Genomic DNA, 21735 nt, shown 5'->3' with positions numbered 1-21735 from the left:
AATTATTAATAAACTTCTTTTAATTATTCGATTCTAATTTTGAGCCAATGACGGGAATTGAACCCGTGACCTCTTCCTTACCAAGGAAGCGCTCTACCCCTGAGCTACATCGGCAATGCCAAAAAAAGAGAGCGGGAGACGAGGCTCGAACCCGCGACCTACAGCTTGGAAGGCTGTCGCTCTACCAACTGAGCTACTCCCGCTTTTTTAATAGCTCAAAGTTACTAATTGTAACTTTAAAAAAAAATTCCAAAGTTTAACTTGTGGGGGGAGCAGGATTCGAACCTGCGAAGACGTAAGTCAACGGATTTACAGTCCGTCCCAGTTGGCCGCTTTGGTATCCCCCCTCAATTTTCAGATGAAAAACAAGTATATTTTAACTTGTTTTTTCTTTCCTTTTCCTGAATTTGGTGTGCAAAGCTATATGGATTTTTAATAAGTTCAAATTTTTCTCAAAAAAATTACAACTTTTTTTTTATTATTTTTTTTTACATTAAAAATCTACCTTCAAAATACGCCCCAGTATATCAATTAAAAAGGAAAATAGGGTAAATTTGGATGCACAATCCTTAATCAATAATCACATGAACTTTCAAAAAAATCTGCAATTTGCAAAAGAACTAGATGCTTCTGACCCTCTGAAAAGTTTCAAATCTGAGTTTTACTTTCCTATTAAAAATGGAAATCCAGTCATTTATTTTTGCGGTAACTCTCTTGGCTTACAACCCAAAATCACAAAAGATTTTATCGGAACAGAACTCGAAAAATGGAAAAACCTTGCAGTTGATGGCCACTTTGAACAACCTGATCCATGGATCGATTATCATCGAAAATCGCTTGACGTTTCATGCAAATTACTAGGAGCTGTTCCCATTGAAATTGCTATTTTAAACTCCCTTACGGTTAATCTCAACCTCCTGTTGGTTTCCTTTTATCGGCCAACTCAAAAAAGATTCAAAATTATAATGGAAGGAGGAGCTTTTCCATCAGATCAATATGCAGTTGCCAGCCAGGTTGAATTTCAAGCGCAGCATTTAGGCAAAGGAATCAAGCCTGACAACGCTATTATTGAGCTTTTCCCAAGAAAAGGAGAAAATTTATTAAGAACCAGTGATATTTTAAATTCCATTAAGGAATGTGGGGATGAACTTGCACTTGTATTAATGGGTGGCATCAATTATTACACAGGCCAGGCCTACGATATGGAGGCTATTACAATAGCAGGGCATGAGGCTGGAGCTTATGTAGGATTTGATCTCGCCCATGCAGCGGGAAATATTCCTTTAAAGCTGCACAAATGGGGTACTGATTTCGCTGTTTGGTGTTCTTATAAATATTTAAATTCCGGACCAGGCAGTACTTCAGGAGTCTTTATTCATGAAAAACATGCCACAAATTTTGAATTACCAAGATTTGCAGGATGGTGGGGGCATGATCAGAAAGAAAGGTTCCTGATGGACAAAAAATTCAAACCCATGAAAGGAGCAGAGGGATGGATTCAAAGTAACTCCCAAATATTTTCAATTGCCCCTTATTTAGCTTCTCTTGAAATATTTAACAGGGCTGGAATTGATAACCTATTTCAAAAAAGCAGGCAATTAACCGGATATTTAGAGTTTCTGGTTAATGAAATTAATATTGAAAAAGGAAAAGAGGCAATACAAATTCTCACTCCAAAATCACCTCAGGAAAGAGGATGTCAATTATCATTAGTATTTTTGGAAAATGGGAAAAAAGTATTTGAAGAATTGACCAATTCAGGAATTGTTTGTGATTGGAGAGAACCAGATGTTATTCGTGTGGCTCCAGTACCCTTGTATAATTCTTATTCAGATGTTTTCCAGTTTTATAATGTTGTAAGTAAAATAATCTAATGAATGATTGAGGCGGAAGAATCACTGGAAAGGAATTTCCCGTTTGCTCCAACACCGGGGCAAAAAACCCTATTTCACCAACTGGATATTTTTATCAATCAAAAAGATCAGAAAAGTACATTTCTGCTGAAAGGATATGCCGGAACTGGGAAAACCACTATGGTTAGTGCTCTGGTAAAAGCCTTAAAGAATTTCCAGATCAAATCTATTCTGATGGCACCTACTGGAAGGGCCGCCAAAATCATGTCTTCCTATTCCAAAAGGAAAGCATTTACTATCCATAAAATTTTATTCAAACAAACAGAAGACCCAAATACCGGAAGGCTGTTTTTCAAAAGACAAAAAAATTATTCCAGAAATACGATATTTATTGTCGATGAAGCTTCGATGATTGATAATTCCTCAGAAAATTATAAAAAAGGCGGTCTGCTGGATGAATTGGTTTCATTTATTTTTGAAGACCCGGGTGCGGGGAACAAACTCCTTCTTGTGGGAGACACAGCTCAGCTCCCTCCAGTGAAACAAAATATTAGTGCAGCCTTAAACTTTGAGGTATTAATTAATGATTTTTCACTTTGTGTAAATGAATTTACCTTAACCGAAGTCGTCAGGCAAAAAGAAAAATCCGGTATTTTGGAAAATGCTACCGGAATAAGGGAACTTATTGCATCTAATGCTCTCCATTTAAATCTCCAGACTAAAGCTTTTCCGGATACTTTCAGGATGACCAGCCAGAAAATGGAGGACGGCTTAAGATATGCTTATGATAAATTTGGTGTTGAAAACACCTGTATAATCTGTCGCTCAAACAAATCAGCTACCTTTTATAATAAATTTATCCGAAATCAAATCCTCTTTCGGGAAGAAGAAATCTCGGCAGGTGATTATTTAATGATTGTTAGAAACAATTATTTTTGGTTACCTCTGGACTCCATTGCCGGGTTTCTGGCCAATGGTGAATTTGTGGAAGTGATGAAGGTGAAAAATTTTGAGGAAATCCATGGGGCAAGATTTGCTGATTTAACGCTTCGACTTCTGGATTACCCCAATGAACCTTATTTTGATGCTAAAATTTATCTAGATACCCTGCATTCGTTTTCCCCAAACCTGACTTTTGAAGAAAGTAATCAGGTTTATGAAAAAGTTTTAGAATCCTATGCCGAGCTAGGTGATGAAAAGGAAATCATGAAAGCGGTTCGGAATGATCCGTATGTCAATGCACTGCAGGTAAAATTTTCTTATGCACTTACCTGTCATAAATCCCAGGGCGGGCAATGGGATGCCGTATTTGTGGACCTTGGCTATTATAAGGAAGGTCAAATGGATGTAGAGTTTATGCGATGGATTTATACAGCGATCACCAGAAGTACTTCTGAATTATTCTTTGTAAATTTCCCCAACAATTTTTTCATCTGATACACTAATAAACAAATCAGGAACTTTACTTTTGTAATCCGCCCATCTTTAATTAATTTTTCCTTTGGATAAACTCTAAATCAAATAAAAATGAACGCATTAAAAATTATATTTTCTTTTAGTTTTTTCATCCTCATTTCATCTATAACCTTTTCTCAAACACCTGAAAACAAAGGTGTTGCAAAAATTCATTTTGAGGAGGAATCATTTGACTTTGGAGATATTTACCAGGGGGATGTAGTTCAGCATACCTTCATTTTAAAAAATACAGGCTCGGCTCCTTTGCTGTTGACAAATGTGGCCACTACTTGTGGGTGCACTGCCCCCAACTGGTCCAGAGAACCTATTTTACCAGGAAAGGAAAGTGAAATTTTGGTTAAGTTTGATAGCAGGGGAAAATCTGGAATTCAAAACAAAATCATCACTATTTACTCTAATGCCGAAACTCCACAGACCAGGGTAAAAATTACCACAAATGTGCTTCCTGCCAAGCAAAACTAAATCTAGGGAATTCATGAAATTTTTTATCGAACAACTTTTTATTTCATAGTTTCCTGAAAATTCAAAACTTACTAACCTCTTAAAAATGGAATTCCAACAAGCTAAAGAAAAATTTATTCAGACCTGGGGCACCCTGGGTTCTAACTGGGGAATTAACAAAACCATGGCCCAAATCCATGCCTTATTGCTTATTAGCCCCAAACCGCTTTCTACAGAGGAAGTAATGGAGGATTTGATGATTTCCAGGGGAAATGCCAACATGAACATTCGTGCACTGATTGATTGGGGGATAGTCTTTAAAGAATTCATTCCCGGGGAAAGAAAAGAATATTTTACCGCTGAAAAGGATATTTGGGAATTGTCCAAACATATTATTGAGCAAAGAAAAAAAAGAGAATTGGACCCTATGATGAGATCTCTTAGCCAGATTGGAAAACTTGAAGGGGGAAAGCCTGACGAGGTTCAGGAATTTGAAAAAATAATGAGTGAATTGAATGTATTTTCTACAAAAGCGGAAAGTATGTTAAATAAAATAATTTCCGCCAACAAAAACTGGTTTTTCAATTTTCTCTTAAAACTATTTAAGTGAAATGGAAACCTAAAAACAAAAGGCCGGTTTCTCAAAACCGGCCTTTTATATTATCTGGCAATTACGGGAAAATCGAATAAATTTTCTTTTTTAATAGTTTTGGCTACAATTTCAGGTACAGCAGTCTCCCAACCATCTTCACCTTTTTTGATGAGTTTTAATATTTCATCGGAAATGATATGCAGGTTTTCCTCCTTAAAGTCTGTGATGTTTTCAATTTTATCATTGGCTACCAGATGCATAAACAAATGCACTAAGTGATCGGGAAGTTTAATATCCTCAGAGAAAATAATTTCCCGGCTTCCTTTTGCATATGATGGATAAACATAAAGCTTCACATTTCCTCCAAAAAGCGTCCCAAATGACTCTAAAATACCACCCTGTAAATTTTCATAGTATTTTTCCATGAAAATCTTTTCGAAGTTGTAAACACCTAAAATTAGTCCTATTTTCTTCTTCCTGGAAAATTTGGACAAATAAGAAGTTAACCTGAAATATTCCGGGTAATTGGAAATCAAAACGGTTTGTCCAAGTGAACAAAGAATATCCACTCTGTCCAGAAAATCCTTTTCATCTATCTGGCCTTTAGTCGGGTCCTTGAGATCACTTAGGTTTAGTTCGGCAAGGGCAATAATATTTTCTTCGTTTACATCCTCCTCATTTCTGAATAGTTCATATCCTTTTTCCAACATATCAATATTTACATTGGTAACCGGTCGGAATCTTCCTCTTAATAACAGAATGTTTTTCTTGTATAAGACCTCAGCGGGTTGCAATACACTTCCATCTGGCCCGAACATAGTAGCCTTTGCCAATCCGTTTTTCACCAATTTCAAGCTAAAAATCCGATTATCCACGTCAGGAAAATCAGGGCCAGTTAGTCTGAAAAAATCAACTTGCATTCTATGAGAGGTCAGTTCATCCAGCAAAGAATTCAACAAAGCTTCTGGATCTTTATTCAGATAAAAACAACCAAACACCAGATTTACCCCAACTATTCCCAGGGCCTGTTGCTGCAAAATTGGATCATTGTCAAACATTCGGATATGAATCACACATTCGTTGGGCTCACTTTCCGGGGTAAGTTGAAACCGCAAGCCAACCCAGCCTTTTCCCTCATTAGTCCTGCTGAAATTAAGGGCTTCTACGGTATTGGCAAAAGCAAAAAATGTAGAATTTGGTGCCTTATGCTGTAATCTTTTTACACAAAGATTATATTCTTTCTCCAGCATTTTTATTAACCTCGGTTCACAAACATACCTTCCACTTTGCACCGAACCATAAATTGCATCTGAAAATGCCATGTCATAGGCCGACATTGTTTTGGCAATTGTACCAGAAGCCCCACCTGCTTTAAAAAAATTGGCTGCCGTATCCTGCCCGGCTCCTATTTCGGCAAAAGAACCATAAATTTGAGAATCAAGATTTATTTGTAATGCCTTTTCCTTTGTGGTTAATTTCTTTTTAAATTCCATTGAAAAAATGATTAGCAGGTTTATTTTAAATTGAGTATTAGTGTCCCGTCCACTAAATTCCTTTATAATTTAACTATCTGGTAATAAACTAATTAAAACCATTTTATAAAATTTAATTTGCTTCTGGTACCACTTGTGGTTGTTTATTAGTTTGAGAAAAATGATCTCATTATCAAACAGCTATGGTTTAAAAGAATGTGTAAGGTGGTATATGGTTAATAAGTAAGGCAAATTATAATGAAAATTTTTATCATGTATTTAATAAATATTTTTACATTTGCACTTCTAAAAAATTAATGCCCTGTTTATTAATTATATTATTGAACACTTGCATTAATTTATCATTTAGATAAAACGCATCCGTAGTTCAACTGGATAGAATACCGGATTTCGGCTCCGGGGGTTGAGGGTTCGAATCCTTCCGGATGCGCTTTTCTCTTCTTTATACGCTTTCCTTTTCTAATACTCCCTCTAATATTTCCCAAACATTTTCTGCAACTATGGCATGACCATCCACATTTGGATGAATTCCATCTGACTGATTTAAATCGGCTTCCCCACCTACTTTATCCAACAAAAATGGAATAAGACCCACCTGGTTTTTATCTGCTAATTCAGGATACATATTCCTAAATGCTGAAGTGTAATCATTTCCCATATTTGGAGGAGCCTCCATTCCTGCCAAAATAATTTTCACTTCAGGGTTCTTCGATTTTACCTTATCTATTATTCCCTGTAAATTTTTATAGGATTCTGTAGTTGGAATCCCTCTGAGACCATCATTTCCACCTAATTCCAATACAAAAACATCCACATGTTGTTTTAAAATCCAATCAATTCTGTTAAGTCCGGCAGCAGTAGTTTCCCCGCTCAACCCGGCATTCACCACATTGTAGGGAAGGCCTTTTTCATTTATCTTTTTCTGGATCAAAGCCGGAAAAGAATATTTATCGGGTTCATCAAGTCCATAACCCGCACTTAGGCTATTACCGAAAAATATAACCGTTTTTAGCTCAGAATTCTCAGCAACTTTATTTTCCTCTTCCAGATTGGGCTGTACTTTTTCATCCTTTGAAACCTCTGGTTTCGAGTCATTTTGCTTTGAGCTACAGGCAATTAGAAAAAGTAGACTTAATAATGATATCCAATTTCTTTTCATCCCAGATATTTTTAAAAATGTAATCGATTTTTTTATAATGGAAACCAATTTGCTGCGTCCAGAGTTTGCTTGAAATACAAAGAAAAAATTGAAATAACCGGAGTAATCTGATATCAGTCTCACGTTTCAATTCAATGTTAAAAAATCATGAATTTCCAGTTCAATTTACCTCTAATGTAAAGTTTATATCTTTTTACCAATAAACTTATTTAAATTTAGCTTGTTTTTAATACAGTTTCAAAGGAAGATGAATGACTAATTTGAATTGTTAAAAAAAATAAAATTTCAAACTTCTGTTTTGGTGTTTTGCAATTTTAAAACCTTAATTTTTAGTCGACAGGTACTATAAAAGCAATAATTTTTTCTAAAAAGTTTAGAACCCTTGTGTTCTTCAGATTCAATTCAAAATTATCAATTTTATTTCCATAATTCTTTTCAAATCGATAAAAATTCCAAATTTCTAAAAATATAATGTCGGAAATCTTAAAAGTTGAAAATTTAACTAAACAATATAAAAGTCATAGCGGATTACTTACCGTGTTGGATGCTGTAAATTTTGCCATAGAAAAAGGCTCAACTTTTTCTATAGTGGGACCTTCAGGAAGTGGAAAAACCACCCTGCTTGGTCTCTGTGCTGGTTTGGATAGGGCCACCTCGGGTTCTGTAATTCTGAATGATATTGTTTTGGATAACCTGAGTGAAGACGATCGAGCTTATGTAAGAAACCAATATGTGGGTTTTATTTTCCAAAACTTCCAATTGATTCCTACATTAACCGCTCTGGAAAATGTAATGGTACCTTTGGAATTGAGGGGAGAAAAAAATATTAAAAAAAGATCGCTCGATTTATTAGACAAAGTTGGTCTGGCCGATCGGGATGACCATTATCCCACACAACTTTCAGGAGGAGAACAACAAAGGGTTTCTATTGCCAGAGCTTTTTCTAATAGTCCTCAAATTCTTTTTGCCGATGAACCTACCGGAAACCTTGATGAAGAAACCGGGCAAAAGGTAGAAAACCTGATTTTTAACCTTAACAAAGAATTGGGCACTACACTGGTAATGGTTACCCACGATTTGGAACTGGCAGCAAAAACTCAAAGAATTGTACGCATAAAGGGAGGGAAATTAGTTTCAGACCAACTTACTGAAAGTGGAATTGCTTCAAATGCTATTAAACTAAAACAAGGCTAAAACCTGATCAAACTAATCGAAAAATTGGAACCTCAACCCAACACAAATCTTTCCTGGATTATCAGAATGGCATGGCGTGACAGCCGGAAAAACCGCTCCAGGTTATTGTTATTTACTTCTTCCATCATTTTGGGGATTGCTGCACTGGTAGCTATTAATTCTTTTAGCAATAACCTGAAAAATGATATTGATGATCAGGCAAAATCACTTATTGGTGCGGATCTCTCTGTAAGAGGAAGATTACCCATGAGTGATTCTGTTCATGCTTTTTTTGATACACTTGCTTTATTCAAGGCCAATGAAGTACGGTTTGCCTCTATGGCCTATTTCCCCGTTTCGGATGGTACCCGACTGATTCAAATTAAAGGTTTGGAAGGCGATTTTCCATTTTACGGGGAATTTGAAACTGTTCCGCAAAGCGCTGCAAGGGATTTTAGAAATGGAAGAAAAGCGCTGGTGGACAATACACTTTTAATTCAGTTTGGAGCAGATGTAGGGGATTCTGTAAAAATTGGTAAGCTCAACTTTTTAATTGCGGGAAGATTAGAAAAAGCACCAGGGGAAATCGGACTCAATGCCACCATTGCCCCTACAGTTTATATTCCCGGAAAATATTTGGAAGAAACCGGACTCATAAAAAAAGGAAGCCGGATTAATTACACCTATTACTATAAATTCGAATCTGAGGAAAGGACTGAGGAAGTAGTTGAGAAAGGAAAAAAATTTTTAAAAACAGAATCTTTAAGGTATGAAACTGTAGAAGGAAGAAAGGAGAATGTTGGAGAAGCATTTTCTGATTTAACCCAATTTCTCAATCTGGTGGGATTTGTAGCACTGCTGCTGGGATGTGTGGGAGTAGCCAGTGCAGTACACATTTACATAAAGGAAAAAATAGGAACGGTTGCGGTTTTACGATGCCTGGGCGTAAAAGGGACCGGAGCATTTTTGATTTATTTATTCCAGATTTCTGCCATGGGATTATTTGGATCTATTGTGGGAGCAATATTGGGAAGTGGAATTCAGGTGATTCTTCCCAAAGTATTACAGGATTTTCTTCCCCTGGAAGTCAGCTATTCCATTTCCTGGATTGCCATTGCCGAAGGAATTTTTTCAGGCTTTATTGTTTCTATTTTATTTGCCTTGCTTCCTTTGCTTACTGTAAGGAAAATTTCCCCATTAAGAACCTTAAGGGCATTTTTTGAAGAAGATAGTTCATCCAAAGATTTACTGAAGTGGCTGGCTTTCCTGGCCATTGCCATTTTTATATTTGGATTTGCATACTTGCAAATTAGGGAAATTAAAGAAGCTTTTTTCTTTACCGGATTCATTGCGCTTTGCTTTTTGATACTCACTGGAATTGGTCGCCTCATTATGTGGTTGGTTAAAAAGTATTTCCCGGCATCCTGGAGTTATGTTTGGCGACAGGGCATAGCCAATTTGTACCGCCCAAATAACCAGACTTTAATTTTAATTGTATCCATAGGGCTGGGAACTGCCCTTATTTCCACTTTATTTTTCACCCAAAGTTTGTTATTGGATAAAGTAGAACTTTCTGCGAGTGAAAATCAACCCAATATGGTGTTATTCGATATCCAGACTCCTCAAAAAGATGAGGTTGAAAAACTGGTAGAAGAATTTGATATGCCTTTAATTCAAAAAGTACCTGTAGTAAATATTGGTGTGCAGGAAATTAACGGGGTAACCAAATTTGAAAATGAGCAGGATACCACTTCCGAGATCGATACCTGGGTTTACAATAGAGAGTACCGGGTGACCTACAGGGATACACTAATAGATTCAGAAACTTTGGAGAAAGGCAATTGGGTAGGGGAAATTGAAAGTTTTAATGATTCTATTTTTATTTCTATTGATGAAGGTTTTGCCCGAAGAATGCATGTAAAATTAGGAGATGAAATTTTATTTAATGTGCAGGGAACTCCTGTAAAAACTTATGTATCCAGTTTCCGGAAAATAGACTGGAACAGGGTACAAACTAACTTCCTGATTGTATTTCCAAAAGGCGTATTGGAAGAGGCTCCCCAATTCCATGTAGTAGTCACCAGAGTGAAATCGGACGAACAATCAGCCAAATTTCAGCAGGCACTTGTTAAATCTTTTCCCAACGTTTCATCTATAGACCTTGCCTTAATCTTAAAAACCCTTGACGATGTGTTGGGTAAAGTTTCTTTTGTCATTCGCTTTATGGCTTTATTCAGTATTGTAACCGGGATTTTGGTTTTAATTGGCTCAGTCATCATCAGTAAATATCAAAGAATTCAGGAAAGTGTTTTACTCAGAACACTCGGGGCTAACAGAAAACAGGTCTTGAAAATAAATGCATTGGAATATTTCTTTTTGGGAAGTCTTGCCTCGCTATCAGGAATAATACTGGCGCTTGTCGGAAGCTGGGCATTGGCATATTTCAATTTCGATTCGCCCTTTGTCCCCGACCCGGTTCCTTCCCTGATAGTTTTAGCCATCATTACAGGTTTAACAGTCATCATTGGAATGTTAAATACCAGGGGAATTTTGGGCAAACCTCCATTGGAAATTCTTCGATCGGAGGTTTAGGAATTGTTTTTCAACTTGAACTTTATTTACAAATACTTATAATATTTAATTTCAAACCTGATTTTCTTTCCTTTTTAAAAGGATAAAATTTGGACATCTGAAATTAAAGCCGGAATATTCGGATAGAAACTTCTTGATTATACCGGATTGCGGTGATAGTTAGCAAAAGTACTCCATTTCTTTACAGTGTCTTCTCTTCAGAGAGACCCTGCAAGTTGGCAGAGTGCTAAATTGAAGGCAGGGTCGCAAAAATGCAGACCCTGCTGCGAATTCCGTTAACTGTTTTTAAGCATCACCGCAAAGTGTTATTATCAGGAAACTTCTTATTTGATTCTTTAATAAGAGCATTTTTTAATTTTTAACCTTGCTCAGAAACCAATTTCATTATGCAAAGGCATTTTTTTAAACTTATATTATTCTTTTTAAGCTATTTTATCCTTTTCCAGGTAAATGCACAAAAAGTATCGGTACCTAAAATTGACATTGCCGATCTCAGCAAACCAATCCCGGTTGATCCCAATGTGAAAATTGGCAAACTTAAGAATGGCATTACTTATTATTTAAGAAAAAATGCAAAGCCTGAAGAAAAGATAGAACTCCGGCTGGTACTCAATGCAGGTTCTTTAATGGAAAATGAAGACCAGCGAGGCCTTGCCCACTTTATGGAGCACATGTGTTTTAATGGTACTGAAAATTTTCAAAAAAATGAATTGGTGGAATACCTGCAATCTGTAGGGGTAAAATTTGGTGCTCACCTCAACGCTTACACTTCTTTTGATGAAACCGTTTACATTCTGCCTATTCCTTCCGACAAAGAAGAAGTAGTGGAAAATGGCTTTCAGATTTTAGAAGACTGGGCACATAATGTCACTTTAGAACCGGAAGAAATTGACAAAGAAAGGGGAGTAGTAATAGAAGAATGGCGATTGAGAGATTTGGGACCTGATGCCAGAATGCAGGAAAAATATTTCCCCATTCTCTTTAAAGATTCCAGATATGCGGAAAGGCTTCCTATTGGGAAAGTAGAAGTTTTAGAGAATTTCAAACCGGAAACCATTAAAGACTTTTACAATGACTGGTACCGGCCAGATTTAATGTCGGTTGTAGTGGTAGGAGATATGGATTTAAAAGATATGGAAGCCAGGGTAAAAAAACACTTTGGAAAAATTAAACCGGTTTCCAATCCGAAAGAAAGAAAAGTATATGATGTGCCTGACCACAAGGAAACATTAGTAGCCATAGTAACTGACAAAGAAGCTTCCAACACTCAGGTTCAGGTAATTTATAAACATGATACTGAAGCACAAAAAACACTGGCTGATTACAAAACCGGAATTGTACAGTCCCTTTACAACGGCATGCTGAGCATGAGGCTGCGAGAATTAACGCAATCTGCAAATCCTCCATTTATTTTCGGTGGCTCCGGATATGGTGGTCTTATCAGAACAAAAGATGCTTATTACGCTTATGCCGGTACTGCAGAGGATGGGGTAGAAAAAGGTTTGCAAACCCTGTTAGAAGAAAATAAACGGGTGATGCTTCATGGATTTACTGAAGGAGAATTATCCAGGTATAAAATGCAAATGATGGCCAGTTACGAAAAAGCCTACAATGAAAGAGACAAAACAGAATCAGGTGCATATGTAGGGGAATACCAGCGGAATTTTTTGGAAAACGAACCTATTCCAGGCATAGCTTTCGAATTTGGTTTTGTAAAAGCCATTCTGCCATCTATCACACTTGATGAGGTGAATGCACTGGCAAAAAAATGGATTACTGAGGAAAACAGGGTAGTGGTGATCACTGCTCCGGAAAAAGAAGGAGTGGAAATACCTTCCGAAGAAAGAGTTTTGGCGATCTTAAATGAAGTAGATGAAAAGAATATTGAACCCTATGTGGATAATCTGGCTTCGGCAGCTTTAATGGAAAATATTCCCACACCGGGAAAAGTAACTGCCTCTGTGGAAAAGCCCCATGGTGTCACAGAGTTAACTCTATCGAATGGAGCCAAAGTGGTTTTAAAGCCTACTGATTTTAAAAATGATGAAATTTTGTTCGATGGATTTAGTTTTGGCGGAAGTTCCATTTATCCGGATGAGGTTTACCAATCGGCTAGTAATGCAAGCGTTTTAGTTTCCCAGGGAGGAATTGGGGAACATTCCATTACTGATGTTCAAAAGTTACTTACCGGAAAAATTGCCGGAGTAAATCCTTATATCAGGCAACTTACGGAAGGACTTTCAGGAAGATGTTCTCCGAAAGATTTGGAAACCATGTTTCAGCTGGCGCATTTGTATTTTACGGCTCCAAGAAAAGATCCTGAGGCATTTCAGGGATACATGACCAGACTTAAAGCTTATATGCAAAACCTGCTTTCTGATCCAAATTATTATTATTCCAATGAAGTATCAAAAATTTTAAGCCAGAATCATCCAAGGGGAGGAGGAATTCCGACAATGGAGGAATTGGATGCCATCAGCCTGGATAAAGCTTTTGAAGTTTATCAGGAACGATTTAAAGATGCAAGCGATTTTACTTTCTTTCTGGTTGGGAATTTTGATGTAGAAACGATAAAACCATTATTGGAAACCTATTTGGGAAGCCTCCCTGATATTGAAAGAGATGAAACCTGGAAAGATGTGGGCATGCGCTATCCTGAGGGTGTAGTGAAAGAGGAAGTAAAAAAAGGAGCTGATGCCAAAAGCCAGGTGACCTTAGCCTTTACCGGAGATTTGGAATATTCCAGAAAAGAAGCCTATAAAATCAGATCGATTACGGAAATTCTGCAAATAAAACTGACTGAAAAATTAAGGGAAGAAATGGGTGGTGTTTATGGAAGCCGGGCCAATGGATCAGCACAGCAACTTCCAGTTGAAAATTATTCCATCAACATCAATTTCACCTGTTCACCAGAAAATGTGCAGGCTCTGATTGATGCTACATTTGGGGAAATTAAAAAATTACAGGAAGAAGGACCTTTGGAAAAAGATTTGGTAAAAATAAAAGAAACCCAAAAACTGGAAATGAAGGAAGGGCTGAAGGAAAATGGCACCTGGTTGAGCCTGCTAAGAAATCATTATATCTATGGCAGGGAATACGAAGACATCATGGATTACGCCAAAAGAATAGATGCCATGACAGCCGAAGAACTAAAGGATACAGCAAAGCAATATTTCAATTTCGATAACTACGCCCAAATCGTACTCTATCCTGAGACTAAGGAAGGAGGGAAGTAGGAATTTACAAAAACTTTAATCTAAGCAGGGGCTGCATTTTCTGCAGCTCTTCTTTTTTCTTCCTGCCCTCCTGGCTTAAGTTTGCAACTTAAGCTTAGCAATTTCTCAAGTTTACAAACTTAAATTTATCCCAAGATTTCACCATTCCATTGCGGGTATTAAACTGAAACCAGCAAGTGCTTTTTTTGTTTTTATCAACAAAGTATTACCATATTTTTTAGTTGTGTTTTATAGGAAAATAATAATTTAATTGGTTTTTTTATAAAATTCAATAACAATTTGAGCAACAGCTTATTTCAAAAAAATGCCACCTCTTAAAGTAGAAATCAACCCACTATCTTATTGCTCAATACCTATTACCATGGTATTTTCTGAAACTATGATAACTCTGGCTAATGGAACAGGATTTATTTTTGAGAAAAAATCAAAATATTATTTAATTACCAATTGGCACAATTTGACAGGTAGAAACCCAGATACAAAAGAGTTTTTAAGTAGCCATGGAGGAATTCCAGATAGAATTAATTTGAAGCTTTTGTGTAGAACAAAACCCCACATTCTCTGGAAAGACTTCTCATTCAGTTTATATGACGAAAACAATAATCCATTATGGTTTATACATCCTGAACATTGCGAAAAAGTTGATGTTATTGCTCTTGAACTTAAATTTTCCAATGACTCTCAAGCTATCCTAAAACCCTTAAATAAAATATGTTTTGATGAATATAAATTAGAAATTGCTGACGACATTTATATTTTAGGCTTTCCTTATTCAATTAAAGGAGGAGGAAATTTCCCAATTTGGAAGCGAGGAAGTATCGCTACAGAACCTGATTTATTCATCGATAAACTTCCAAAAATACTTGTGGATACAGCTTCTAGACCAGGAATGTCTGGTTCTCCAGTAATCTTTCGAAGAACAGGCATTCATGGATTTGAAAATGGTTTTCCCACAGAGGGCGCAGAAATAGGTCTTATCCAAGGTTTTGTTGGTGTTTACTCAGGTAGGTTGGTTACAAATAACAACTTTGACGCACAATTGGGAATAATTTGGAAAGCTAGAGTAATTGAAGAAATAATTAATGGAAATCAATTAGACAAAAAAATTGTCCCATAGATCAAATTTACAAACTTAAATTTATCCCAAGGTTTCACCATCCCATTGCAGGTATTAAACTGAAACCAGCAAGCAACACCTCAAAAAACAATTATAATTTCGACATTAAGGCAACTCACTTCCATGTATTAACATTAAAAAGAAAAACACTAACTTAAAATTCTATTTTTTACAATAATGGTAAATTATATTTTACCTAAAGTTCAATTGTGCTCTTCATGAAAAATATTAAAACCGCCTTATTATGCTTAATTCTGTGTGTTTCACATTCCTTTATTTTTGCTAAAGATAAATTAGCAGAAACTGAAAAACTAGCCGCTACTGCTCAGGTTTGGGGGTTTTTGAAATATTATCATCCTTCGGTGGCTAAGGGAAAGTATAATTGGGATGAAGAGTTATTTAAGGTTTTACCCAAGGTAAAAGAAGCTGAAAGCAAAACACAATTATCTCAAATCTATATTAACTGGATTGATCGACTTGGGAAGGTAAAGGAATGTAAAAACTGTGGAAATGAGCCGGAATTGGAATACTTCAGTAAAAATTTCGATTTATCCTGGATGGAAAATAACAAGCTTTTCACACCTGATCTTACCGAAAAGTTAAAATTTATAGAAGACAATCGACATCAGGGCAAAAAACATTATGTGTCCCAGGCTAAAAGGGTTAGAAATATTATAATAACAAATGAAATTGACTACAAGGATTTTGACTGGCAGGATGAAAATTTAAGATTGCTTTCCTTATTCCGATATTGGAATATTGTTGAATATTTTTTTCCTTATAAATACCAGACTGATACGGATTGGGAGGAAGTTTTAAACACAATGATTCCAAAATTTTTGTATCCGGAATCCGAAACGGATTTTCATTTGGCAATGCTGGAGTTAATCATAAACTTAGATGATAGCCATGCCAATTTTTTCAGCGATATAACAGAAAGTTTTTGGGGATACTATTTAGTCCCTGCCGGGTTCAAACTAATTGATAATAAGGCTGTGCTTACCCGATTCTATGATGATTCTTTAGCAAGAATCGATGACCTTAGAGTTGGTGATGTCATTACAAAAATTGATGACAAAGACGTCTGGGAAGTTTTTAAAGAAAAGGAAAAATATATCAATGGTTCAAATGTCTCAAGGAAAAAATATATTGGATCTCATGTCATTTTTATGGGTTCCTCTGGCTCAATAAACATCGAGTACACAAGAGATGGGAAAACACATTCTAAATCCATAAAAAGGTATTTGAGAAAGGATTTTAATTTCAACAAGAAGGAAAGAAAGCCTTTTAAAGTGCTTGAGGGAAACATTGGCTATATAAATATGGGCGTAATTAAGAATAAAGATGTGGAGGAGGCTATGGAAGCTTTAAATGACACTAAAGCTATTATTTTTGATTTGAGAAATTATCCAAAAGGTACTTTATATTCATTAATCCTTCATATTTCATCTAAGAAAAATAACTTTTACAAAGTAACCTACCCTGATTTAGATTATCCAGGAAAATTTATTTGGAGAGATGGAAACCAATGTGGAATTAATGGTGATTTGAAGTATCTTGGGAAGATTATTTTATTAGTCAATGAAAGCTCACAAAGTCATTCAGAATTCACAATAATGTGTTTACAAACAGGAGATAATGTCACTACATTGGGCAGTCAGACCTCCGGAGCAGATGGAAACGTCAGTAGATTTGATATGGTTGGTGGGTTTAAAACTGCCATAAGTGGTATTGGTATTTTTTACCCAGACGGAACCGAAACCCAAAGGAAAGGAGTTAAAATCGACATTGAAGTGAAACCTACGATTCAGGGAATAAAAGATGGAAGGGATGAAGTACTTGAAAAAGCCATTGAATTTTTAAGTGAATTATAAAACAAGAGCCAAGGCGATCCACAAGACCATAAAATGATGTTCAAAAAGGCTACAAGTCTCTTTTATGAAAATCCAAAAAAGCTTTTCCTAATAGATGGCTTAGGGGCGATTTCGTCTGCGTTTTTGTTGGGAATTATATTGGTGAAACTGGAGGCTATTTTTGGTATTCCTGCTTCAACTTTATATCTGCTGGCCGCTTTTCCGGTTCTTTTTGCCATTTATGATTTTTTCAGCTACCGGACAGAAAAAAGTAATTACGCAGGGCTATTAAAAGGAATTGCCATTTTTAATATGCTGTATTGTTTTCTATCGATAGGATTTGCCGTCTTTCATTTTGATATCATCACTTTGTGGGGGTGGGCTTATATTCTTGGTGAAGTTTTAATTGTAGTTTTGCTGGCTATTATTGAACTTAGGGTAGCCAATAGGCTAAAGACTTTAGTAAAAAACTGAGATTTTGTTAAAGATATCCTAATGGTTATTCATCGTTTGGAAATTCTTTCATGAAGTCGGTAACTTAAGGCAAATATTTTTTATCTCAAATATTTGCCATAAAGAATGAAAACCCAAATACTTATTTTTTGCTTCGTTTTATTAAGCCTCCAATTATCTGCTCAGGAAGAGGAGTATCCTTATCCTTCTTTAAGCCCAAAAGGGAATATTTCCCAGGTAGTAGGAAATACTTTAATTGAAATCGACTATGAAAGACCTTCAGTTAGAAACAGAAAGATTTTTGGAGAAGGAGAATTAGTGCCCTGGAATAAAGTGTGGCGAACTGGAGCCGGATATTGTACAAAAATTAATTTCAACAAACCAGTAATTGTGGGTGGTCAGGCAATTCCAGCCGGGAATTACTCTTTGTTTACCATCCCAAACCCTGTAGAATGGATGGTTATTTTAAATACAGATACTACGCTTTATGGCAGTTATGACTACGATTATAAAAAGGATGTTGCCAGATTTTCGGTTAGTTCTTATGAATCACCCAGGTTCTATGAGACATTAACATTCGATATCGAGCTAATCAATAACAACTCGAAATTGTACATTTCCTGGGCAAATATTCAGTTACATTTTGATATTGAAACTTCCACCAATGAGGAAATTGAAAAATTAATTGAAGAAAAATTACTGACCGGACTTCATAAGGATTCGGATATTTATGCTGGTGCTGTAGAGTTTTTAATTTATCAAAGTAAAGATTTCGCTTTGGCATTACAATTAGCTGAAAAGGCTATTGAATTAGATGAGCAAAACGAATGGGCTAGAAATCTTAAAATAAGGATTTACGAAAAACTGAAGCTTTATGATAATGCAATGGAAGAAATCAATAAGACTGTGGATATGCTAAAGGAAAAAGGAAATCGGGCTAGGGAAATTAACCAATTAGAAGCTGATTATAAGAGAATAATGTCCTTAACAAAACTCTAACTTATCTCACATTTTTCACCTAAATTACTAAGGTTTCCGCACCAAAATTTACTAAGGTACTCCAAAAGAAGGTAAAGCTTTTTTTGCTTTTCATTAAAAAAAACCATTTTATGATAATGGTGTAAATTAGGTAAAACGCCTTCAAAATTAGTGGGGGAAAGACTATCAGGTACTGATAATTTTTTTCAAGTCCCTAGAGAGAAAGGATTGCAGATACCTACTTAAATTTCTCGGAAAACCTTTTTGAAGGCAAGATTTTTTCGTCTATTTTTCATCGACTGGAAAAATAGACAAAAGCTAATTTATCATCCTTTGCTTATATTTTAATATTGAAGTTTTGGGTGAAAAGTCATTAATAAAATCTAAAAAGGTGCTAAAACTTCCAAAAATAAGCTTTTACTTTTTGGTGTGGAAACCCTACTAAATTACTACAAATAAACTCATTTTATGAAACTTTTTTCACTTCTTATTTTCCTATTGCTATGGTCATGTGCTCCAAAAGGAAATGAAAACAACTGGCCTCAGCCTGCCGGGCCAAATGGCAACTGGACTGTCACTACAAATGATCCTGTTCCCACAGCATTTAGTGTCACTACCGGGGAAAACATTCTTTGGAAAGCAGAACTGCCTGAAGGCGGACAAAGTGGTATTACCGTTTGGGAGGACAGAATTTTCCTGACCGTCATGAAACCCCTCAATCATTTAGAAGAAGAACAGAAGGAAATAAAAGGTGCAGATATCCTGGCACTTTGCCTGGATGCCAAGGAGAGAAAAATACTTTGGGAAAACGAACTGAAAGGAAGTGTGAAATCAGAATACATGTCTGGATTTAGTGATTCTTCTACCCCAGGCCCGGTCACGGATGGTAAACATGTCTGGTTTTATAATGCCAGTGGCAACCTTTCCTGTTTCGATTTTGAGGGAAACAAACAATGGGAAAGAACCTGGAAACCTGTGGAGGAATTAGAAAGTGTGCATTTTCCCTTCAACAAACAATTTGAGCCACTTCTTGATAGCAATACCATTCTGAATATGGAAACCTACTGGGAAAAGGATGGAAAAAGGGTTTATGGCTGGAATTATATTTATGGTCTCGACAAACTTACAGGAAAAGTTTTATGGATTTCCGAAGATGCCCTTACCCACTACAATACGCCATTTTTTGGCAAAACTGAAAAAGGGAAATCGGCTTTAATGATAGGAAGAGGAGGGCATCATCAAGTTCCTGAAAAACCTACAGGATATTCTTTAATAGATCTGGAAAACGGGAAAACCATTTGGCAGTATCAAACCGATGAAGGCTTAGCACTATATCATGCCACCTGGAATAAGGATTATGCAGTCTGGTATACAGAGAAAGAATGCGTAATCCATCTTATTAATGCCAAAACCGGGGAATTACAAAGGAAAATCTCCCTGACATCCGGTGTAGATATCAGGAGCTATAATGATTCTACAGGAAAGTATGATTTACAGGAAAACATTGATATTCAGCAAGATTTTGAACTAAATGTTTTTCCAGCCTGGTTCACTAATATTATCGTAAATGACAAGCTTTTTTTCCTTTGTTTTAAAAGGGGAAAGTATCGCAAAAATATTGGACCTGAATATTCCATTGGCAGAGTGGACTTAAAAACAGGAAAAACAACTTACTTGCAAGTTCCGGTTCAGGTGGCTTATAATAATGGTCAGAAGTCCTATATCTGGAATACCGAACTCACTACCACAAATATTAATAATAAAGGTCTGGATGTTGCCCACGATAAGCGGTCACGAAGAGATGGCTGGCATTGGAACTTCAATGGCAACCCGATAGCCATTAATGATAAAATTTTCTTTACCACCATGTTAGGCCTGACTTACTGTATTGATGCCTCCACAGAAGATTTTGATGAAACTGCTTTTATCAGTCTGAATGACCTTGGGCCGAAAGGGGAAACCTGGTCGGTGAATACACCATCATTTGCCAATGGGAAACTATATCACCGTACTTTAAAGCATTTGATTTGTATTGGAGAAGAATAGAATTCAACCATTTAATGTTTGGTATCTTTGGGAAGCATCAAATATTTCAATCAGAACATTAAACTCCTTTAACCATACTTTACAGAATAATAAAAACATAATTATTGCAAATACAATTTATCATTAATAAATTTAGATATATCCTAATTCAATTCTTTAGCAACATTAAAAAACACATAATGGACGATGTACTTGATTATTTAGAAGGCAGAGATAATCCTGAGCGAACTTATACAATAGCAAGTAAGGGGAAACGATTTGGGAATTATATAATTGATTTGATAGGCTACCTTATTTTTTCTTCAATAATCGGAATAATCATTGGTGTTTTAGCCGTTGCTTATGGAAATGAAGATTTTTTAGAAGAAGAAACAATAAGTGCAGAGGCAAAAATACTGGAATGGCTTACTGGATTAGTAGTAATCACAGCCTATTACACTTTTCAGGAATACCTTTTTAAGGGAAAGACATTGGGAAAACTATTAACCAAAACTCGTGCTGTTACAATTGACAATAGGAGGATAGATTTGAATACCTCAATAAAAAGAAATTTGATAAGGTTAGTTCCATTTGAAATTTTTTCTTTTTTGGGAGAAGATTCAAAGGGATGGCATGACAGCTGGTCTCAAACCAAAGTGATTGAAGATAATGACTGGAGAGATATTGGCGATTATGAATAAAAACCAGGTTTTATGGCAAACTATGAACCTGAAAAGGATAAATAAGTACCTCAGCATTTACCAATTAATTGGCTTTACTATAAGCTTCATTTTAATTTCCGATTTTTCTTTGAGGGATAGCCCCATGGGTATTTTCAATGTTTTATTGATGATTCCTGCTTTTCTTCCCTTTTTAATTGTTTCAACATTTTGTTTGTTCAAAAGGGAAAAATATGCTCAGCTAATTAAATACAATATCAATATTTCTTCAGGTGTTCTGGTTTTGTCGTCCATTTCCTTACCTTTTTTCTATGTGGATAAACCGGATTAAACAGTGCCAGTAAAAACGGAGTGAACCGTGCCAGTAATTTCGGTTCAAACTGTGCCATTTTCGGATTAAGTTGTGCCATCGGTTTCGGATTAAACTGTGCCACTTTAAAAGATCAGGTATAATGTGTTATATCGCTGAAAAAAAAGACAGTGATATGGCAAATAAACTTGATCCTATGGATTTAAAACAAATTATTACGCTACATTTAGATGGGTTGAGTAACCGTAAAATCGGAAAAACCCTGGGTATCAGCCGCAATACTGTCAATCAGTATATGGCCTTG

Annotated in this window: 17 protein-coding genes and 4 tRNA genes; 16 read left to right on the top strand and 5 right to left on the bottom strand. The window is 36.0% G+C overall.

The genetic code is table 11. From position 1 onward, the window contains the following. Positions 1 to 42: 42 nt before the first annotated feature. The 3 genes from A3EM_RS0133735 to A3EM_RS0133725 all read right to left on the bottom strand — a co-directional run bounded on the left by A3EM_RS0133735 (position 43) and on the right by A3EM_RS0133725 (position 347). A tRNA-Thr gene (locus A3EM_RS0133735) sits at positions 43 to 114 on the bottom strand. A gap of 16 nt (positions 115 to 130) precedes the next feature. After that, positions 131 to 203 (bottom strand) — tRNA-Gly (locus tag A3EM_RS0133730). 61 nt (positions 204 to 264) lie between these two features. Then, positions 265 to 347 (bottom strand) — tRNA-Tyr (locus A3EM_RS0133725). A 237-nt stretch (positions 348 to 584) separates the two neighbouring features. Between A3EM_RS0133725 and kynU the strand changes: the two genes are divergently transcribed. From kynU to A3EM_RS0133705, 4 genes are all read left to right on the top strand, one after another. Beyond that, positions 585 to 1874: a kynureninase gene (kynU, locus tag A3EM_RS0133720; protein WP_020532672.1), complete on the top strand. Its 1290-nt coding sequence runs from the start codon at positions 585 to 587 to the stop codon at positions 1872 to 1874. A gap of 3 nt (positions 1875 to 1877) precedes the next feature. Next, on the top strand, positions 1878 to 3290 hold the full coding sequence (locus A3EM_RS0133715) for an ATP-dependent DNA helicase (protein ID WP_020532671.1): 1413 nt from the start codon (positions 1878 to 1880) through the stop codon (positions 3288 to 3290). Positions 3291 to 3380: 90 nt separating this feature from the next. After that, positions 3381 to 3791, top strand: coding sequence for a DUF1573 domain-containing protein (locus tag A3EM_RS0133710; RefSeq protein WP_020532670.1), 411 nt, complete (start codon positions 3381 to 3383; stop codon positions 3789 to 3791). Positions 3792 to 3876: 85 nt separating this feature from the next. Next, entirely contained in the window at positions 3877 to 4380 is a 504-nt protein-coding gene (locus tag A3EM_RS0133705; RefSeq protein ID WP_020532669.1) for a GbsR/MarR family transcriptional regulator, read from the top strand. Positions 4381 to 4430: 50 nt separating this feature from the next. Here the strand turns inward: A3EM_RS0133705 and A3EM_RS0133700 are convergent, their stop codons facing one another. Then, positions 4431 to 5855, bottom strand: a complete 1425-nt coding sequence (locus A3EM_RS0133700; RefSeq protein ID WP_020532668.1) for a hypothetical protein — start codon at positions 5853 to 5855, stop codon at positions 4431 to 4433. Between the two features lie 356 nt (positions 5856 to 6211). On the opposite strand from A3EM_RS0133700, the gene A3EM_RS0133695 reads away from it, so the two are divergent. Beyond that, positions 6212 to 6285 (top strand) — tRNA-Arg (locus A3EM_RS0133695). A gap of 12 nt (positions 6286 to 6297) precedes the next feature. On the opposite strand, the gene A3EM_RS0133690 is transcribed toward A3EM_RS0133695, so the two are convergent. Further along, positions 6298 to 7014, bottom strand: coding sequence for an arylesterase (locus A3EM_RS0133690; protein ID WP_044240698.1), 717 nt, complete (start codon positions 7012 to 7014; stop codon positions 6298 to 6300). A 471-nt stretch (positions 7015 to 7485) separates the two neighbouring features. Here A3EM_RS0133690 and A3EM_RS0133685 point away from each other — a divergent pair, with 471 nt between their 5' ends. The 11 genes from A3EM_RS0133685 to A3EM_RS47815 form a co-directional block, all read left to right on the top strand. Continuing rightward, positions 7486 to 8208, top strand: coding sequence for an ABC transporter ATP-binding protein (locus A3EM_RS0133685; protein WP_020532666.1), 723 nt, complete (start codon positions 7486 to 7488; stop codon positions 8206 to 8208). 66 nt (positions 8209 to 8274) lie between these two features. Then, complete coding sequence (locus tag A3EM_RS0133680) at positions 8275 to 10779, top strand: ABC transporter permease (RefSeq protein ID WP_020532665.1); 2505 nt, start codon at positions 8275 to 8277, stop codon at positions 10777 to 10779. 386 nt (positions 10780 to 11165) lie between these two features. Next, positions 11166 to 14015 carry a M16 family metallopeptidase gene (locus A3EM_RS0133675; RefSeq protein WP_020532664.1) on the top strand — a complete coding sequence of 950 codons (2850 nt, stop codon included), beginning with the start codon at positions 11166 to 11168 and terminating at the stop codon, positions 14013 to 14015. 304 nt (positions 14016 to 14319) lie between these two features. Further along, on the top strand, positions 14320 to 15132 hold the full coding sequence (locus tag A3EM_RS44490; RefSeq protein WP_020532663.1) for a S1 family peptidase: 813 nt from the start codon (positions 14320 to 14322) through the stop codon (positions 15130 to 15132). A 218-nt stretch (positions 15133 to 15350) separates the two neighbouring features. After that, positions 15351 to 17006, top strand: coding sequence for a S41 family peptidase (locus A3EM_RS0133660; RefSeq protein WP_020532662.1), 1656 nt, complete (start codon positions 15351 to 15353; stop codon positions 17004 to 17006). A gap of 33 nt (positions 17007 to 17039) precedes the next feature. Then, the gene (locus tag A3EM_RS0133655) at positions 17040 to 17459 is read left to right on the top strand and encodes a hypothetical protein (RefSeq protein WP_020532661.1); all 420 of its coding nucleotides are present in this window, start codon (positions 17040 to 17042) and stop codon (positions 17457 to 17459) included. A gap of 105 nt (positions 17460 to 17564) precedes the next feature. Beyond that, positions 17565 to 18437, top strand: coding sequence for a DUF2911 domain-containing protein (locus tag A3EM_RS0133650; RefSeq protein WP_020532660.1), 873 nt, complete (start codon positions 17565 to 17567; stop codon positions 18435 to 18437). A 447-nt stretch (positions 18438 to 18884) separates the two neighbouring features. Further along, the gene (locus A3EM_RS0133640) at positions 18885 to 20462 is read left to right on the top strand and encodes an outer membrane protein assembly factor BamB family protein (RefSeq protein ID WP_020532658.1); all 1578 of its coding nucleotides are present in this window, start codon (positions 18885 to 18887) and stop codon (positions 20460 to 20462) included. 179 nt (positions 20463 to 20641) lie between these two features. After that, positions 20642 to 21142 carry an RDD family protein gene (locus A3EM_RS0133635; protein WP_020532657.1) on the top strand — a complete coding sequence of 167 codons (501 nt, stop codon included), beginning with the start codon at positions 20642 to 20644 and terminating at the stop codon, positions 21140 to 21142. Next, positions 21135 to 21452 carry a hypothetical protein gene (locus A3EM_RS0133630; RefSeq protein WP_020532656.1) on the top strand — a complete coding sequence of 106 codons (318 nt, stop codon included), beginning with the start codon at positions 21135 to 21137 and terminating at the stop codon, positions 21450 to 21452. The genes A3EM_RS0133635 and A3EM_RS0133630 overlap by 8 nt, the downstream gene beginning before the upstream one ends. A gap of 121 nt (positions 21453 to 21573) precedes the next feature. Then, positions 21574 to 21735: sigma factor-like helix-turn-helix DNA-binding protein (locus A3EM_RS47815; RefSeq protein WP_342663075.1), on the top strand; the 162-nt coding region annotated here is incomplete at its 3' end.

The organism is Flexithrix dorotheae DSM 6795, assembly GCF_000379765.1.
Classification (GTDB): domain Bacteria; phylum Bacteroidota; class Bacteroidia; order Cytophagales; family Flammeovirgaceae; genus Flexithrix; species Flexithrix dorotheae.
The sequence above is the reverse complement of the archived record's forward strand: the minus strand, read 5'-3'. Positions and strand labels throughout refer to the sequence as shown.

Coding starts and splice junctions, on each gene's coding strand:
- kynU (WP_020532672.1), top strand. CDS start 585: ATGAACTTTCAAAAAAATCTGCAATTTGCAAAAGAACTAGATGCTTCT.
- A3EM_RS0133715 (WP_020532671.1), top strand. CDS start 1,878: ATGATTGAGGCGGAAGAATCACTGGAAAGGAATTTCCCGTTTGCTCCA.
- A3EM_RS0133710 (WP_020532670.1), top strand. CDS start 3,381: ATGAACGCATTAAAAATTATATTTTCTTTTAGTTTTTTCATCCTCATT.
- A3EM_RS0133705 (WP_020532669.1), top strand. CDS start 3,877: ATGGAATTCCAACAAGCTAAAGAAAAATTTATTCAGACCTGGGGCACC.
- A3EM_RS0133700 (WP_020532668.1), bottom strand. CDS start 5,855: ATGGAATTTAAAAAGAAATTAACCACAAAGGAAAAGGCATTACAAATA.
- A3EM_RS0133690 (WP_044240698.1), bottom strand. CDS start 7,014: ATGAAAAGAAATTGGATATCATTATTAAGTCTACTTTTTCTAATTGCC.
- A3EM_RS0133685 (WP_020532666.1), top strand. CDS start 7,486: ATGTCGGAAATCTTAAAAGTTGAAAATTTAACTAAACAATATAAAAGT.
- A3EM_RS0133680 (WP_020532665.1), top strand. CDS start 8,275: ATGGCATGGCGTGACAGCCGGAAAAACCGCTCCAGGTTATTGTTATTT.
- A3EM_RS0133675 (WP_020532664.1), top strand. CDS start 11,166: ATGCAAAGGCATTTTTTTAAACTTATATTATTCTTTTTAAGCTATTTT.
- A3EM_RS44490 (WP_020532663.1), top strand. CDS start 14,320: ATGCCACCTCTTAAAGTAGAAATCAACCCACTATCTTATTGCTCAATA.
- A3EM_RS0133660 (WP_020532662.1), top strand. CDS start 15,351: ATGAAAAATATTAAAACCGCCTTATTATGCTTAATTCTGTGTGTTTCA.
- A3EM_RS0133655 (WP_020532661.1), top strand. CDS start 17,040: ATGATGTTCAAAAAGGCTACAAGTCTCTTTTATGAAAATCCAAAAAAG.
- A3EM_RS0133650 (WP_020532660.1), top strand. CDS start 17,565: ATGAAAACCCAAATACTTATTTTTTGCTTCGTTTTATTAAGCCTCCAA.
- A3EM_RS0133640 (WP_020532658.1), top strand. CDS start 18,885: ATGAAACTTTTTTCACTTCTTATTTTCCTATTGCTATGGTCATGTGCT.
- A3EM_RS0133635 (WP_020532657.1), top strand. CDS start 20,642: ATGGACGATGTACTTGATTATTTAGAAGGCAGAGATAATCCTGAGCGA.
- A3EM_RS0133630 (WP_020532656.1), top strand. CDS start 21,135: ATGAATAAAAACCAGGTTTTATGGCAAACTATGAACCTGAAAAGGATA.